Source organism: Streptomyces sp. So13.3, assembly GCF_005860785.2.
GTDB lineage: Bacteria > Actinomycetota > Actinomycetes > Streptomycetales > Streptomycetaceae > Actinacidiphila > Actinacidiphila fildesensis.
On record NZ_CP048835.1, the window covers coordinates 5,000,665 to 5,015,590 of the forward strand.

Annotated in this window: 9 protein-coding genes and 2 tRNA genes; 9 read left to right on the top strand and 2 right to left on the bottom strand. The window is 70.9% G+C overall.

Features of this window, described 5'->3' with window-relative positions; all coding sequences use genetic code 11:
• Window positions 1–196: 196 nt before the first annotated feature.
• From gyrB to C8250_RS22515, 7 genes are all read left to right on the top strand, one after another.
• The gene (gyrB, locus tag C8250_RS22485) at window positions 197–2,230 is read left to right on the top strand and encodes a DNA topoisomerase (ATP-hydrolyzing) subunit B (protein WP_138351182.1); all 2,034 of its coding nucleotides are present in this window, start codon (window positions 197–199) and stop codon (window positions 2,228–2,230) included.
• A gap of 41 nt (window positions 2,231–2,271) precedes the next feature.
• Window positions 2,272–4,857 (top strand): DNA gyrase subunit A, encoded by a 2,586-nt coding sequence (gyrA, locus tag C8250_RS22490; protein ID WP_138351183.1) that lies wholly within the window; start codon window positions 2,272–2,274, stop codon window positions 4,855–4,857.
• 3 nt (window positions 4,858–4,860) lie between these two features.
• On the top strand, window positions 4,861–5,568 hold the full coding sequence (locus C8250_RS22495; RefSeq protein ID WP_138351184.1) for a DUF3566 domain-containing protein: 708 nt from the start codon (window positions 4,861–4,863) through the stop codon (window positions 5,566–5,568).
• A 62-nt stretch (window positions 5,569–5,630) separates the two neighbouring features.
• Window positions 5,631–5,704, top strand: a tRNA-Ile gene (locus C8250_RS22500).
• 180 nt (window positions 5,705–5,884) lie between these two features.
• Window positions 5,885–6,025: a DLW-39 family protein gene (locus tag C8250_RS43070; protein WP_018559211.1), complete on the top strand. Its 141-nt coding sequence runs from the start codon at window positions 5,885–5,887 to the stop codon at window positions 6,023–6,025.
• 186 nt (window positions 6,026–6,211) lie between these two features.
• The gene (locus C8250_RS22510) at window positions 6,212–8,122 is read left to right on the top strand and encodes a VWA domain-containing protein (protein WP_138351185.1); all 1,911 of its coding nucleotides are present in this window, start codon (window positions 6,212–6,214) and stop codon (window positions 8,120–8,122) included.
• Window positions 8,122–9,441, top strand: coding sequence for a hypothetical protein (locus C8250_RS22515; protein WP_138351186.1), 1,320 nt, complete (start codon window positions 8,122–8,124; stop codon window positions 9,439–9,441). Before C8250_RS22510 ends, C8250_RS22515 begins: the two co-directional genes overlap by 1 nt.
• A gap of 6 nt (window positions 9,442–9,447) precedes the next feature.
• Here C8250_RS22515 and C8250_RS22520 read toward each other — a convergent pair whose 3' ends face one another.
• A complete protein-coding gene (locus C8250_RS22520; protein ID WP_138351187.1) occupies window positions 9,448–10,674 on the bottom strand; it encodes a serine/threonine-protein kinase in 1,227 nt (408 codons plus the stop codon).
• 29 nt (window positions 10,675–10,703) lie between these two features.
• Window positions 10,704–11,255 (bottom strand): DNA-binding protein, encoded by a 552-nt coding sequence (locus C8250_RS22525; RefSeq protein ID WP_138351188.1) that lies wholly within the window; start codon window positions 11,253–11,255, stop codon window positions 10,704–10,706.
• A gap of 100 nt (window positions 11,256–11,355) precedes the next feature.
• On the opposite strand from C8250_RS22525, the gene C8250_RS22530 reads away from it, so the two are divergent.
• Window positions 11,356–11,428, top strand: a tRNA-Ala gene (locus C8250_RS22530).
• Window positions 11,429–11,514: 86 nt separating this feature from the next.
• On the top strand, window positions 11,515–14,880 hold the full coding sequence (locus C8250_RS22535) for a BTAD domain-containing putative transcriptional regulator (RefSeq protein ID WP_138351336.1): 3,366 nt from the start codon (window positions 11,515–11,517) through the stop codon (window positions 14,878–14,880).
• Window positions 14,881–14,926 lie beyond the last annotated feature (46 nt).

A 14,926-nucleotide genomic window follows, 5' to 3' on the forward strand; every position in this document is an offset into this window, starting at 1 on the left:
GACGCCTGCGTGAGCCGTTTCTGGCCCTGGTCCACGTGTAGGGAGTCGGGTGAGTGCGGTTCAGGACGGCACGTGGGAACTCAGGTACCGGCAAACACCCATTCATGTCGGCGCTACCGGTAGACTGATACGTAAGCCGCCCAGTCGCGGTACATGTCGAACGACGCAGCCGATCCCGCTCGGCGGGAGACGGCTCGTGCTGTGCCAGAAAGGGCGCTTCGTGGCCGATTCCGGCAACCCCAACGAGAACTCCAGTCCGGTCTACGACGGCAGCGCGATCACCGTGCTCGAGGGCCTCGACGCGGTCCGTAAGCGTCCGGGCATGTACATCGGCTCCACCGGTGAGCGCGGCCTGCACCACCTCGTCCAAGAGGTGGTCGACAACTCGGTCGACGAGGCCCTCGCCGGGCACGCGGACACCATCGACGTGACGATCCTGGCGGACGGCGGCGTGCGCTGCGTCGACAACGGCCGCGGTATCCCCGTGGACATCGTCGCGTCCGAGGGCAAGCCCGCCATCGAGGTCGTCATGACCGTGCTGCACGCGGGCGGCAAGTTCGGCGGCGGCGGCTACGCCGTCTCCGGCGGTCTGCACGGCGTCGGCGTCTCGGTCGTCAACGCGCTGTCGACGAAGGTCACCGTCGAGGTCAACCGCGACGGCTTCCGCTGGACGCAGGACTACAAGCTGGGTGTTCCGACCGCTCCGCTGGCGAAGAACGAGCCGTCGTCCACCACGGGCACCACGGTGACGTTCTGGGCCGACCCGGACATCTTCGAGACCACCGAGTACTCCTTCGAGACGCTGTCCCGGCGGCTGCAGGAGATGGCCTTCCTCAACAAGGGCCTGACGATCACGCTGACCGACGAGCGGGAGTCGGCGAAGGCCACCGTCGGCGCCGAGACGGTCGAGGAGCCGGAGGACGCGCCCCGGGTGCGTGCGGTGAAGTACTACTACCCCGGCGGCATCGTCGACTTCGTGAATCACCTCAACTCCCGCAAGGGCGAGCTGATCCACCCGACCGTGATCGACATCGAGGCGGAGGACAAGGAGCGGCTGCTCTCCGTCGAGGTGGCGATGCAGTGGAACACCCAGTACACCGAGGGTGTCTACAGCTTCGCGAACACGATCCACACCCATGAGGGCGGTACGCACGAGGAGGGCTTCCGTGCGGCGCTCACCGGGCTGGTCAACCGCTACGCGCGCGAGAAGAAGTTCCTTCGCGAGAAGGACGACAACCTCGCCGGCGAGGACATCCGCGAGGGTCTGACGGCGATCATCTCGGTCAAGCTGGGCGAACCCCAGTTCGAGGGCCAGACGAAGACCAAGCTGGGCAACACCGAGGCGAAGACCTTCGTGCAGAAGGCCGTGCACGAGCACCTCACGGACTGGCTGGACCGCAACCCGAACGAGGCCGCGGACATCATCCGCAAGTCGATCAACGCGGCCACCGCGCGGGTCGCGGCCCGCAAGGCGCGTGACCTGACCCGTCGCAAGGGGCTGCTGGAGAGCGCGTCGCTGCCGGGCAAGCTGAGCGACTGCCAGTCGAACGACCCGACGAAGTGCGAGATCTTCATCGTCGAGGGTGACTCGGCCGGTGGTTCCGCGAAGTCGGGCCGTAACCCGCAGTACCAGGCGATCCTCCCGATCCGCGGCAAGATCCTCAACGTCGAGAAGGCGCGGATCGACAAGATCCTGCAGAACACCGAGGTCCAGGCGCTGATCTCGGCGTTCGGCACCGGTGTGCACGAGGACTTCGACATCTCGAAGCTCCGCTATCACAAGATCATCCTGATGGCGGACGCCGACGTCGACGGTCAGCACATCAACACCCTGCTGCTGACGTTCCTCTTCCGCTTCATGCGCCCGCTGGTCGAGGCCGGCCATGTGTACCTGTCGCGCCCGCCGCTCTACAAGATCAAGTGGAGCCGGGACGACTTCGGGTACGCGTACTCGGACCGCGAGCGCGACGCGATGATGGAGATCGGCCGCCAGCAGGGCAAGCGGGTCCGGGAAGACGCGATCCAGCGCTTCAAGGGCCTCGGCGAGATGAACGCCGAGGAGCTGCGGATCACCACCATGGACATCGACCACCGTGTGCTCGGCCAGGTCACCCTGGACGACGCCGCGCAGGCCGACGACCTGTTCTCGGTGCTGATGGGTGAGGACGTCGAGGCGCGGCGCTCGTTCATCCAGCGCAACGCCAAGGACGTCCGCTTCCTCGACATCTGAGTCGGCCCCACCGCCGCCGCCCGAAAGGACTTTGACCAGCAATGGCCGACGAGAATCCCCCTGTGACGCCCGACGACGAGGCGGCCGTGCCCGCCGATGCCGAGATCTCCACCGTGCGCATCGAGCCGGTGGGCCTCGAAACGGAGATGCAGCGCAGCTACCTCGACTACGCGATGTCCGTCATCGTGTCGCGTGCGCTGCCCGACGTCCGTGACGGCCTCAAGCCGGTGCACCGCCGGGTGCTGTACGCGATGTACGACGGCGGCTACCGGCCCGAGAAGGGCTTCTACAAGTGCGCCCGTGTCGTCGGTGACGTCATGGGTACGTACCACCCGCACGGCGACTCCTCGATCTACGACGCCCTGGTCCGCCTCGCCCAGCACTGGTCGATGCGCATGCCGCTCGTGGACTCCAACGGCAACTTCGGTTCCCCGGGCAACGACCCGGCCGCCGCCATGCGGTACACCGAGTGCAAGATGATGCCGCTGTCGATGGAGATGGTCCGCGACATTGACGAGGACACCGTCAATTTCCAGGACAACTACGACGGCCGTAACCAGGAGCCGACCGTCCTCCCGGCGCGCTTCCCGAACCTGCTGGTCAACGGCTCCGCGGGCATCGCGGTCGGCATGGCCACCAACATCCCGCCGCACAACCTCCGCGAGGTCGCGGCCGGTGCGCAGTGGTACCTGGAGAACCCCGAGGCCTCGCACGAGGAGCTGCTGGACGCGCTCCTGGAGCGGATCAAGGGCCCGGACTTCCCGACCGGCGCGCTGGTCGTGGGCCGCAGCGGCATCGAGGACGCGTACCGCACGGGCCGCGGCTCGATCACGATGCGCGCCATCGTCAATGTCGAGGAGATCCAGGGCCGCCAGTGCCTGGTGGTCACGGAGCTTCCGTACCAGGTCAACCCGGACAACCTCGCGCAGAAGATCGCCGACCTGGTGAAGGACGGCAAGGTCGCCGGCATCGCCGACGTCCGCGACGAGACGAGCTCGCGCACCGGGCAGCGCCTGGTCGTGGTGCTCAAGCGCGACGCGGTCGCCAAGGTCGTGCTGAACAACCTGTACAAGCACACCGACCTGCAGACCAACTTCGGCGCGAACATGCTGGCGCTGGTCGACGGCGTGCCGCGCACCCTGTCGATCGACGCGTTCATCCGGCACTGGGTGACGCACCAGGTCGAGGTCATCGTCCGCCGTACGCGTTTCCGGCTGCGGAAGGCCGAGGAGCGGGCGCACATCCTGCGCGGTCTGCTCAAGGCGCTGGACGCGATCGACGAGGTCATCGCGCTGATCCGGCGCAGCAACACGGTCGAGATCGCCCGTGAGGGCCTGATGGGCCTGCTGTCGATCGACGAGATCCAGGCCAACGCGATCCTGGAGATGCAGCTGCGGCGCCTCGCGGCCCTGGAGCGGCAGAAGATCGTCGCGGAGCACGACGAGCTGCAGGCCAAGATCAACGAGTACAACGCGATCCTGGCCTCGCCCGAGCGGCAGCGGCAGATCATCAGCGAGGAGCTGGCGGTCATCGTCGACAAGTTCGGCGACGACCGGCGCAGCAAGCTGATCCCCTTCGACGGTGACATGTCCATCGAGGACCTGATCGCCGAAGAGGACATCGTCGTCACGATCACGCACGGCGGTTACGTCAAGCGCACCAAGACCGAGGACTACCGGTCGCAGAAGCGCGGCGGCAAGGGCGTACGCGGCGCGAAGCTGAAGCAGGACGACATCGTCGACCACTTCTTCGTCTCCACCACGCACCACTGGCTGCTGTTCTTCACCAACAAGGGCCGCGTCTACCGGGCGAAGGCGTACGAGCTGCCGGACGCCGGGCGGGACGCCCGCGGCCAGCACGTCGCGAACCTGCTGGCGTTCCAGCCGGACGAGAAGATCGCCCAGATCCTCGCGATCCGGGACTACGCGGCCGTGCCGTACCTGGTGCTCGCCACCAAGGCGGGCCTGGTCAAGAAGACCGCGCTCAAGGACTACGACTCCCCGCGGGCCGGCGGCGTCATCGCCATCAACCTGCGCGAGGCCGCGGACGGTTCGGACGACGAGCTGATCGGTGCCGAGCTGGTGTCGGCGGAGGACGATCTGCTGCTGGTGAGCCGCAAGGCCCAGTGCATCCGGTTCACCGCGACGGACGACGCGCTGCGCCCGATGGGCCGTGCCACGTCGGGCGTGAAGGGCATGAGTTTCCGAGAGGGCGACGAACTGCTCTCGATGAATGTGGTCCGGCCGGGTACGTTCGTCTTCACCGCCACGGACGGCGGGTACGCCAAGCGCACCAAGGTGGACGAATACCGCGTCCAGGGGCGTGGCGGACTCGGTATCAAGGCGGCGAAGATCGTCGAGGACCGCGGTTCCCTCGTCGGGGCGCTGGTGGTCGAGGAGACGGATGAGATCCTCGCCATCAGCCTCAGCGGTGGAGTGATTCGTACGCGGGTCAACGAGGTCAGGGAGACGGGCCGTGACACCATGGGCGTCCAACTGATCAACCTTGGCAAGCGGGATGCCGTCGTCGGTATCGCCCGCAATGCCGAGGCTGGGGCAGAGGCCGATGAGGTCGACGCCGAAGAGGCCGAGGGCGACCAGCCCGTGGCCGCTGAAATCGAGGAGTAGGCCGTGAGTGGAGCCACGGGCGCCGCTGCTGGTGGGACGACAGGCCCGGACCGGCCGCAGGCGGCCGCCCAGGCCGGTGCCGGCGGTGCCCCTGGCTCCTCCACGGACAGCGGCCCGCATCAGGGGGGATCCACCGTGACCGACACACGTCCGCCGCACCATGCGGGCCCGCTTCAAACGTATGGCGCGGGGGTGCCCGGTGCGCCGGAGCAGCCTCCGCACCAGCCCGCGCAGGCGTACGCGCCGCCGGCCGCTCAGGGGGCCGGCGTGGGGGCGCCGGCCGCCGCGGGCGTCCGCAGGCCGCGTCCCGCCGCCCGTACCGTCCCGCGGACGCGCAAGGCGCGGCTGCGGGTCGCCAGGGCCGACCCCTGGTCGGTGATGAAGGTCAGTTTCCTGCTCTCCATCGCGCTGGGCATCTGCACGATCGTGGCCGTGGCGGTGCTGTGGATGGTGCTGGACGCGATCGGCGTCTTCAGCACCGTCGGCAGCACGATCAGCGACGCGACGACGGCGGAGGGCGGTGGCAGTGGCAGCGGTGGTTTCGACCTGGTGTCCTTCCTGTCGCTGTCCCGCGTCCTGGTCATCACCACGGTCATCGCGGTGATCGATGTGGTCCTCGCGACGGCGCTGGCCACCCTCGGTGCCTTCATCTACAACATGTCCGCGGGCTTCGTCGGGGGCGTCGAGCTGACCCTCGCCGAGGACGAGTAGCCGGGCGCCGGATTCCGATTTTGGGACATGGCCTGTGGTGCGCTAATCTTTCGTTGCAGCGCGGGCCTATAGCTCAGACGGTTAGAGCGCTTCCCTGATAAGGAAGAGGCCACAGGTTCAAGTCCTGTTAGGCCCACCGCGTTGAACGGCCCGTACGGATCCTGATCCGTACGGGCCGTTTGCTGTCTCCGGCGGGCTGTCCGGCTGCTGTCCGGTACGGCAGTTGGAGCGGGTGCAGGTCACCGTTCGGTATCGGCCGGTGTGTATAGTCGGGCGCGTCAGGGCTCTCCCAATCCAAGAAGGACGAGGTCGCGCGGTGAAGAAGTTTCTCCTGGTGGCACTGGCCGCCATCGGCGGGCTCCTCGTGTACCGCCAGATCCAGGCGGACCGCGCCGAGCAGGATCTGTGGACGGAAGCGACCGACTCCGTACCGGCAGGTTCCGGCGCGAGCGTCTGAGACGCCGAAGTGCTCCGAGGCCCCGACCGCACAGCGGTCGGGGCCTCTTGCTGTGCCGGCCGCCCGCTCCGTGAGGGGTCGCCCGCTGTTGCGGGACCGTGACGGGAAACATCTTGAGTTTGCTCACGCAAATCAATACCTTCGCGGTAGCAAACAAAGCCGGGTCCGGTCGAGGGGGAGCACAGCATGCAACGACCACAGTGGCGCGTGGCTGCCGGGGCGGTGAGCGGCGGACTGCTGATCTCCGTCCTCGCGGTGCTCGGCGGGCCGGCGGCCGCGCAGGCCGCCGTACCGGCCGCGGACGACAGCCTGATCATGGTGTTGGACTCGTCCGGATCGATGGCGGGGCCCGACGGCTCGGGCGGCACCCGGATCGAGTCGGCCCGCAAGGCCGTCAACACCGTCGTGGACACCCTGCCGGACGGTCACAGGACCGGGCTGCGGGTCTACGGCGCCGGAAAGCCGCACGGCTGCGACGACACCCAGCTCGCCGAGCCCGTCGTCCCGCTGGACCGGGACGCGATGAAGCGGGCCGTGGCGGCCGTCCAGCCCAAGGGGGACACCCCGACCGCCCTGGCGCTGACCCGGGCCGCGGGCGACCTGCCCAAGGACGGCCGGCGCACGATCCTGCTGATCTCCGACGGCGAGTCCAACTGCGGGGCGCCCAAGCCCTGCGAGGTGGCGGCCCAGTTGGCCGGGGACGGGATCGGTCTGCGGATCGACACCATCGGCTTCCAGGTGAAGGGCGCCGCCCGCGAGGAGCTGGAGTGCGTCGCCCGGGCCGGACACGGCGCCTACTACGACGCCCCCGACGCCGCGGCGCTCGCCCGGCAGCTGGTGCGCGCGTCCCAGCTCAGCGCCGACGCGTACCGCTTCGACGGCACCCGCATCACGGGCGGCGCGACGGCGGCGTGGGCGGCCGCCATCGGGCCGGGGCAGTACCTGGACACCATCGGGCCGGGAGAGACCCGCTGGTACGCGGCAGGCCTGGACGCCACCGCCACCGCGGACCTCGCGGTGACCGCGGTTCCGCAACCGGGCGTGAAGGTCGGCTACGGCGACGGCATCGAGCTGAAGGCGGCGTCGGCCGGCCAGTACGCGTTCACCTGCGACACCGGATCCGCGCACTTCGGGCAGGACGAGGGCGCGATGATCGTCACGGCGGCGGTGAGCCGGGTGCCCACCGCCAAGGGCGACGGCAGCTGCGACAAGGCCGGTCAGTACCTGCTCTCGGTGCACCGGACGAGCGCCCCTGGCTCCGACCAGGGCCGGTGGCCGATCGAGATCCGGTACGGGAGCGAGGCACCGCTCAAGGCCGGGACCACGCCCGCGGCCGCCGAGACCGAGTACGGCGACAAGCCCGCGCCGCTCGCCGGCGCCCCGAAGGACATCACGGGCGGCACCGGCTTCAACGACGCGGCCGCGCTCACCAAGGGCGTCTGGCGCGACAAGCTGCTGCCCGCGCAGACGCGCTTCTACAAGGTGCGGCTGGGCTGGGGACAACAGCTCAGCTATGCGGCCGAGTTCGCCAACGAACCGGTGCTGGACGACGCGTCCGCGGCCTCCGTCTGGAGCTACGTCGAGACGGGGACGTACGGGCCGGGCCGGCAGCCGGTGCGCGACGCCTCCGGCGGCGACGACCACCGCAGCTACACCGGCAAACCCCTGTCCGTGGGGCTCGGGACGGTGCCGGTGACCTGGACCAACCGCTGGGTCGTCGGCGGCTCGGCCGCCGCGGTGCACAGCGCCGGGGACTACTACATCGCCGTGTCGCTCGGCCCGAAGGCCGCGCGGCTGGCGAGGAACGCGGCGGTCGGCGTCGTCCTGCGGGTCAATGTGACGGGCGACGAACTGGCCGGGCCGCAGTACCAGGCACCGGCGCTGGCCAAGGGCCAGGCCAAGGACGATGCCGCAGCTTCCGACAAGGGCGGCGATTCGGCCGCGGGCCGCGACAGCGGCGGCTCGGACGGGGGAGGATTCATGACCGGATTCATGACCGGCAAGGACATGATCGCGGCAGCAGCGGGCGGGGCGGTCGCGCTCGCGGCCGTCGGCGGGGTGGCGCTGGTGCGCCGGACGAAGAAGGGCGGAGCGTAATGCGCGGACGCGGACTGTGGGTGGCGGTGGCGGTGGCCGGCGTGACGCTCGCCGGGCTGCAGGGCACGGCACTGGCGGACGCCGCCGTGCCCGTGTGGCAGCCGCAGGGCACGGCGGTGAAGGGCGCGGCCACGACGGCCGAGGCCCAGGCGCTCACCCCGGGCGGCACCTACAAGGACACCCTCAAGGTGGGTGACACCAAGTACTACGGCGTGGACCTGGACGCGAAGTCCTCGGCGTACCTGTCGGCGTTCGCCATTCCGAAGCCGGGCGCCAAGGTCGCCTACGGCGACGGCATCGACCTCAAGCTGCAGAGCGCCGACGGCACCGACTGCGACAGTTTCGACGCGCACTTCGACAACGACGGGGCTGCGCGGCCGGTCGGCGGCTACACGGCGCGGACCATCGAGAAGGACGGGCGGTGCCAGGAGGCCAACCGCTACACCCTGGAGATCAAGCGGGAGAGCGCCGGGACGTCGGACCCGGCCGAGTGGCCCGTCGAGATCCGTTTCATGTCGGAGCCGGCCCTCAAGGCCGACGCCAAGCCCGCGCCCGCCTCCAGCGCCACGGAGGCGTCTCCGACGCCGGTGACCGGTACCCCCAAGCCGGCGCAGGGCGGCACGAGCTTCGACAATGCGGCGGCCATCAAGAGCGGCATCTGGAACGACAAGGTGCTGCCCGGCGAGACCCGCTTCTACAAGGTGCCGGTGGACTGGGGCCAGCACGCGGTGCTCTTCGCCGACTTCGCGAACGCGCCCGCGGCCAAGGAGAACGGCTTCCAGAGCGCCGGAGTGCGGGTCGACGCGTACAACCCCGCCCGCGGCCACATCGACGACGACACGGAGTCCTACGCCGGCAAGCAGACGTCGATCACCGGCCAGACCGTACCGGTCTCGTACGCCAACCGGTTCGAGAGCGGCAGCAAGGTCTCGGCCACCCGGTTCGCCGGCTGGTACTACTTCGCGGTCAGCGTGCACCCGGGCGTCAAGGACGCCGTGAACGGGCCGATCGGCGTCACCCTGCGGCTGGACGTCAAGGGCGCGGTGGCCCCTTCGCCGGGGTACGACGGGGACGCGGCCAAGGCCGGGTTCGGCATCGGCGGGGACGACCTGGCGAAGGCCGACGGGACGGCGACGGGTGGCGGTTCGAGCTCCTCCACGATGCGGCTGGTGGCGTTCGCGGCGCTCGGGGCGGGCACGGTGCTTCTGCTGAGTCTGGCGGTGTGGGTGGTGGCGGCGCGGCGGCGGCCGCGCGTTGCGGCTGCGGCTCAGTCGCCGCAGCCGCCGCAGTCGGGGTACGGGCCGCCGCCTGCTTGGTAGCTGAACTCAGGCCGCTGTCAGCGCCCAGATGCCGACCGCGAAGCAGAGCGCGGCGACGATGAGGATCGGGATCACCAGCTTTGCCGGTGGTCCCGGTCGGCGTGTCTGCGGAACCGGGTGCAAAGCGGCGGGCGGGGTGGGGTGTGCTGCCGCTGTGTACGGGCGGGTGGGCTCCGATAGCTGGGGTGCGCCTGTGGGGGCCTCTGCTGGGGGCTGGGACAGGCCGTCTGTGTGGGGCTGGGTCTGGGGTGCTACTGCCGTCGTGTACGGGTTGTGGACGGGGGGCGGCGGGGTCTGGGGGGCCGGGAGGTGGAAGCTGCTGGTTTCCTCGGGGCGTGCCCGACGCCGCTTCCGGTGCGGGCCCTGGGCGTCGAAGCCCTCGGGCAGCGGGCCGATCTGGTCGAAGACCTCGACCGGCTCGTCGTCCAGGCCGGGTACCGACAGGAGTTCGACCGCGGCGGAGAGCGCCTTGCGGGCGCCGGTGGCGGTGCGGAAGCGGGCGTCCGGGTCGGGTTGCAGCAGATTGCCGATGACCTGCCACATCGGCTCGGGCACACCCTGCGGGGCGCGCGGGACGCCCTCGTTCAGGTAGCGCTCGTAGATCGCCTGGGCGTCCGGCTTCTGCCCGCTGAGCAGGTAGAGAGCGACCAGGCCGACCGCGTACAGATCGGCCGGGAAGTCCGGTTCCGCGCCCATCATCTGCTCGGGCGCGAAGTATCCCGGGGTGCCGACGACGTAGTTGACCTCGGTCAGCCGCGGCTCGCCCTTGCGCATGGCGATGCCGAAGTCCGACAGCCGCAGGTGCGGCTGTCCGGTGCCGGTGGCCTCCAGCAGGATGTTGGCGGGCTTGATGTCCCGGTGCACGACGCCTTCGGCGTGGACGGCCGTCAGCCCGGAGAGCAGCTGGTCGAGCAGGGCGCACACGAAGTGCGGGGGCAGCGGCCCGTAGTCGCCGATCAGGTGCGAGAGCGATCCGCCCCGGACCAGGTCCATGGTGAACAGGACCTTGTCGTCGTCGGCGGCCCAACTGGCGGGTGCCAGGACGTGCGGATGGTCGATCCGCATCGCCTGCTCGCGGACGAAGCGCAGCAGGGCGTGCGCGTCGCTCTGCTGGAGCACCTTCGCCGCCACATAGCGTCCCCGCCGGTGGTCCCAGGAGCGCCAGACCGCGCCCGAGCCGCCGCGTCCGATCGGGTCGACCAGCTCGTACCGGCCTGCGAAGACCTCACCCATGGTCTGCGACCCGCCCCCTGCTATTCCGGTCAGCCCTGGTGCGCCTCGTAGTGGGCGATCGCTTCCGCGGTCCGCCCGGCGCCGTACACATGGAGGAACTCTGCCAGTTGTGGATGGCTGGAGGCGAGGGTGTTCGCCGCTTCCGCAATCTCCTCGGCGGACGCGACGGCCCGCAGCAGCGACTGGATGTCCCGTACGACATGCCGGGCGGCGCCGGCGGCGGAGCCCGAGGAGGAGCTGTGGGTGGTGCCGGTGAGGACGGAGGAGCCGGACGACTGCCGGATGTCGTCCATCCGCGAGGTCGCCTCGGAGGACGTGACGCTGCCGTCCGCGACATGCCCGGCGAGATCCTGGAGTGCCTGCAGCCGCTGGACGACGGCCGGGTTGCCGATCTTCGCGCGCTGACCGCTCATCAGCTGCGAGAGCATCGGTGCTGAGAGCCCCAGCACGCCCGCCAGCCGCGCCTGGTTCAGCCCGAGATCGCCGATGAGGCGGCGGAAGAGGTCGCCCAGCGGTTCGCCGTACCAATTGCGCTGCAGCTCCTGCGCGCGGCTGGCGGCGTCGTGCGGAGAGGGGTCCATACGCACTCCTGTTTGCGGCCGTGAATCCTGCAAAGCATCCTACGGACCGGGATACTGGGTCGGGGTCGCGTCCCGGAACAGGTACGCTGTTCTGCGAAGAGGGGCCTTAGCTCAGTTGGTAGAGCGCTGCCTTTGCAAGGCAGATGTCAGGAGTTCGAATCTCCTAGGCTCCACAGTGTTGATCAGCGCGGGACCGTCAGCGGTCCCGCGCTGATTTGCGTATCGGATCATCAGCCGGTGCTGCACAATCGGGGGCGTGATGTTCGGCATCCTTGGCGCGACGCAGGTCTGGAACGCGGACGGCAGCGCGGTCGCGCTGGGTGGGCCGCGGCGCCGGGCGCTGCTGGCGCTGCTGTTGCTCGACGCGGGCCGGGTGGTGACGCCCGAACGGCTGATCGACGGCCTGTACGGGGAGGATCCGCCGGCCGGGGTCGCGAACGCCCTCCAGTCGCAGGTGTCCCGGCTGCGCCAGGTGCTGCCGCAGAAGATCGAGTTCCATCCGGCGGGCTACCGGCTCGCGATCGACCCCGACGACGTCGACTCGCACCGTTTCCAGCGGCTCAGCGCGGAGGGCCGGGAGGCGCTGGCGGCGGGCGATCCCGCGCGTGCCGCTGTTCTGCTGCGGGAGGCGCTGGAGCTGTGGCGCGGGCCCGCGCTGGCCGATGTGGACGGCGCCCCGTTCGCGCAGGTGCAGGTGACGCGGCTGGAGGAGCTGCGGATCTCGGCCGCCGAGGACCGGATGGAGGCCGAACTGGCGCTCGGCGGGCACCGGGAGCTGGTCGCCGGGCTGCGGGAGCTCGTCGACGCGCATCCGTTGCGTGAGCGGCTGCGTGGCCAGCTGATGCGGGCGCTGTACGGCAGCGGGCGGCAGAGCGAGGCGCTGGAGGCGTACGAGGCGGCTCGCAGCGAGCTCGCCGACACGCTGGGGGCGGACCCGGGACCGGAGCTGGCCGCCGTTCACCTGGCGGTGCTGCGCGGGGATCCGGAGCTGACGCCCGCCGCGCACGCGCATGTTCCACGTGGAACATCGCCCACGACGCCCACGGCTTCCGCATCGCCGACGGTCTCCGAGCCGGCCCGACCGCGCTTCGTGCTGCCCACGCAGCTCACCAGTTTCGTCGGCCGTGACGAGGAGCTGGACCGGATCGGTGCCCAGCTGTCCGAAGGCCGGCTCGTCACCCTCATCGGCCCGGGTGGTGCGGGTAAGACCCGGATCGCGATCGAGGCGGCCGGGCGGTACGGCGGTGAGGCCTGTTTCGTCGAGCTCGCCGGCCTCGCCGATGCCGCCGAGGTGCCGCACGCGATCCAGGGCGCGCTCGGACTGCGCGAGGCCGGGGTGATGCCTGGTGCCGGTCCGGCGCCCGATCCGGTCGACCGGGTCACCGCGGCCCTGGCCGACCGCCCGCTGCTGCTCGTGCTGGACAACTGCGAACATGTCGTCGGCGAGATCGCCAAGATCGTCGGCCGGCTGCTCGGGGACTGCGGAGAGCTGCGGGTGCTGGCCACCACCCGCGAACCGCTGGGGATCCCCGGCGAGACGCTCTGCCCGATCCCCCCGCTGCGGCTGCCGCCGCCCGGCACGGACCATGTCCGCGCGCTCGCGTTCCCGGCGGTGCGACTGTTCACCGAGCGGGCCGTCGCCGTGCAGCCCGATTTCGAGCTGGCCGCCGATCTCGATGCCGTCCTGCGGGTGTGCACGGCGCTCGACGGACTGCCGCTGGCCATCGAACTGGCCGCCGCCCGGCTGCGCTCGATGTCCGCGTCCGAGATCGCCTCCCGGCTCGGCGTGGTCTCCGCGGCGCCGGAGCAGAGTGAGTACGGGCCCGGGATCCGGCCCGACGAACGGTTCCGGCTGCTGTCCCGCGGCAGCCGGACCGCCCAGCCCCGTCAGAAGACGCTGCGCGGGGTCGTCGACTGGAGCTGGGACCTGCTCACGGAGCCCGAACGCGCCGTCCTGCGCCGGGTCTCGGTCTTCGCCGGTGGCTGGACGCTGGAGGCGGCCGAGGCCGTCTGCGCGGACCGCACGACGGACGACGACGTGGCGGACGGCGGCGGTACGGACGGCGGCGGGACGCGGGAGGCCGGGGTCGACGCGTTCGACGTGCTCGATCTGATCGACTCGCTCGTCGACAAGTCCCTGGTCGTCGCCCATCGTCCCGAGGGCGCCGACGGCGTCCGCTACCGGATGCTGGAGACGATCCGCGCCTATGGCGCCGAGCGGCTCGCGGAAGCCGGTGAGACGGCGGCCCTGCGCCGCGCCCACGCCCGGTACTTCCTCGCTTTGGTCGGCGAGGCGGAGCCCCGTCTGCGGCGCGCGGAGCAGCTCGACTGGCTGCGGCGGCTCTCCGTCGACCAGGACAACCTGCACACCGCGCTCCGCCGGCGGGTGGAGGACGGCGACACCGGGACGGCGTTGCGGCTGCTGGCCCCGCTGTCCACGTACTGGCTGCTGCGCGGCGTGCGGCTGGAGGGCGCGGGCCCGGCCCGCGAGCTGCTGGACCTCATCGGGCCGCAGGCGCCCGAGGGGCTCGACGAGGAGTACGTGCTGTGCGTGCTCGCGGCGGCCAACGGCGTCTCCGACAACCGGGAACTGGGCGCGCATACCGCGGCCGCCGACGCGGTCATGGCCTCCCTCGGCTACATTCCGCAGCGCTTCCCCAGCCTCACCGTCATCTGGGCGATGGCCATGGGCGCGCCCACCGCTGACGCCGCCGAGCTGATCTCGCTCACCCTGGACGATCCGGGCCGTGACCCCTGGGCCGTGGCGCTGCTGCATCTGGGCCAGGGCTACGCGCACTGGATGGTGCGGGGCGACACCGCCCTCGCGGAGCGGGAGTTCAGCGCCGGGCTGGCCGGCTTCCGGGTGCTCGGCGACCGCTGGGCGATGGCCAACGCGCTCGACGTACTGGCGCAGCTCGCCGACTGGCAGGGCGACAACGAGCGGGCCGCGGCGCTGGCCGACGAGGCGCTCGGCTATGTCGAACCGCTCGGCGCGATCGAGGACATGGCGCAACTGCTGTGCCGACGGGCCGAACGCAGCGCGCGGGACGGAGACACCGAGGCGGCCCGCGCCGACTACGAGCGGGTGGTCGAGCTGTCCGGCCGGGCCGGTGCGCCCGACTGCATGGCGATGGCCCACCTCGGCCTGGGCGAGGTCGCCCGGGCGCGTGGTGAGCTGGCCGGGGCCCGCGCCCTCTGCGAGCTGGCCCTCGGCGAGAGCGGTACCGGGTGGGCCGGTCTCGACATGAACCGATCGCTGATCCTGATCGGGCTGGCCAGGATCGCCGAGGCCGAGGGGGACCCGGAGCGGGCCCGCGGCTACTACCGCCAGGTTCCCGAGGCCGAGTTGGTGAGCCGCAACGGCCCGGTCGCCGCGAGCTTCGCCGAGGCGCTGGCCGGCCTGGCGCTGCTGGAGGGCGGCCCGGAGCGGGCCGCGCTGCTGCTCGGCGTCGCCCGGACGCTGCGCGGCGCCGAGGTGCCGCCCGACCGGGACACCGCCCGGGTCGGCGCCGCCGCCCGCGCCGCGCTCGGCGAAGCGGCCTTCGCCGCGGCGCACGCCCGCGGTGTCGCGCTCTCCCGTGAACAGACGGTCGTGGCGCTGACGGACTTCGACGCTGCGCGGTAAGCGAACGGTCAGTGACCGGTCAGAACGCTCTGACACAGTCACCGGC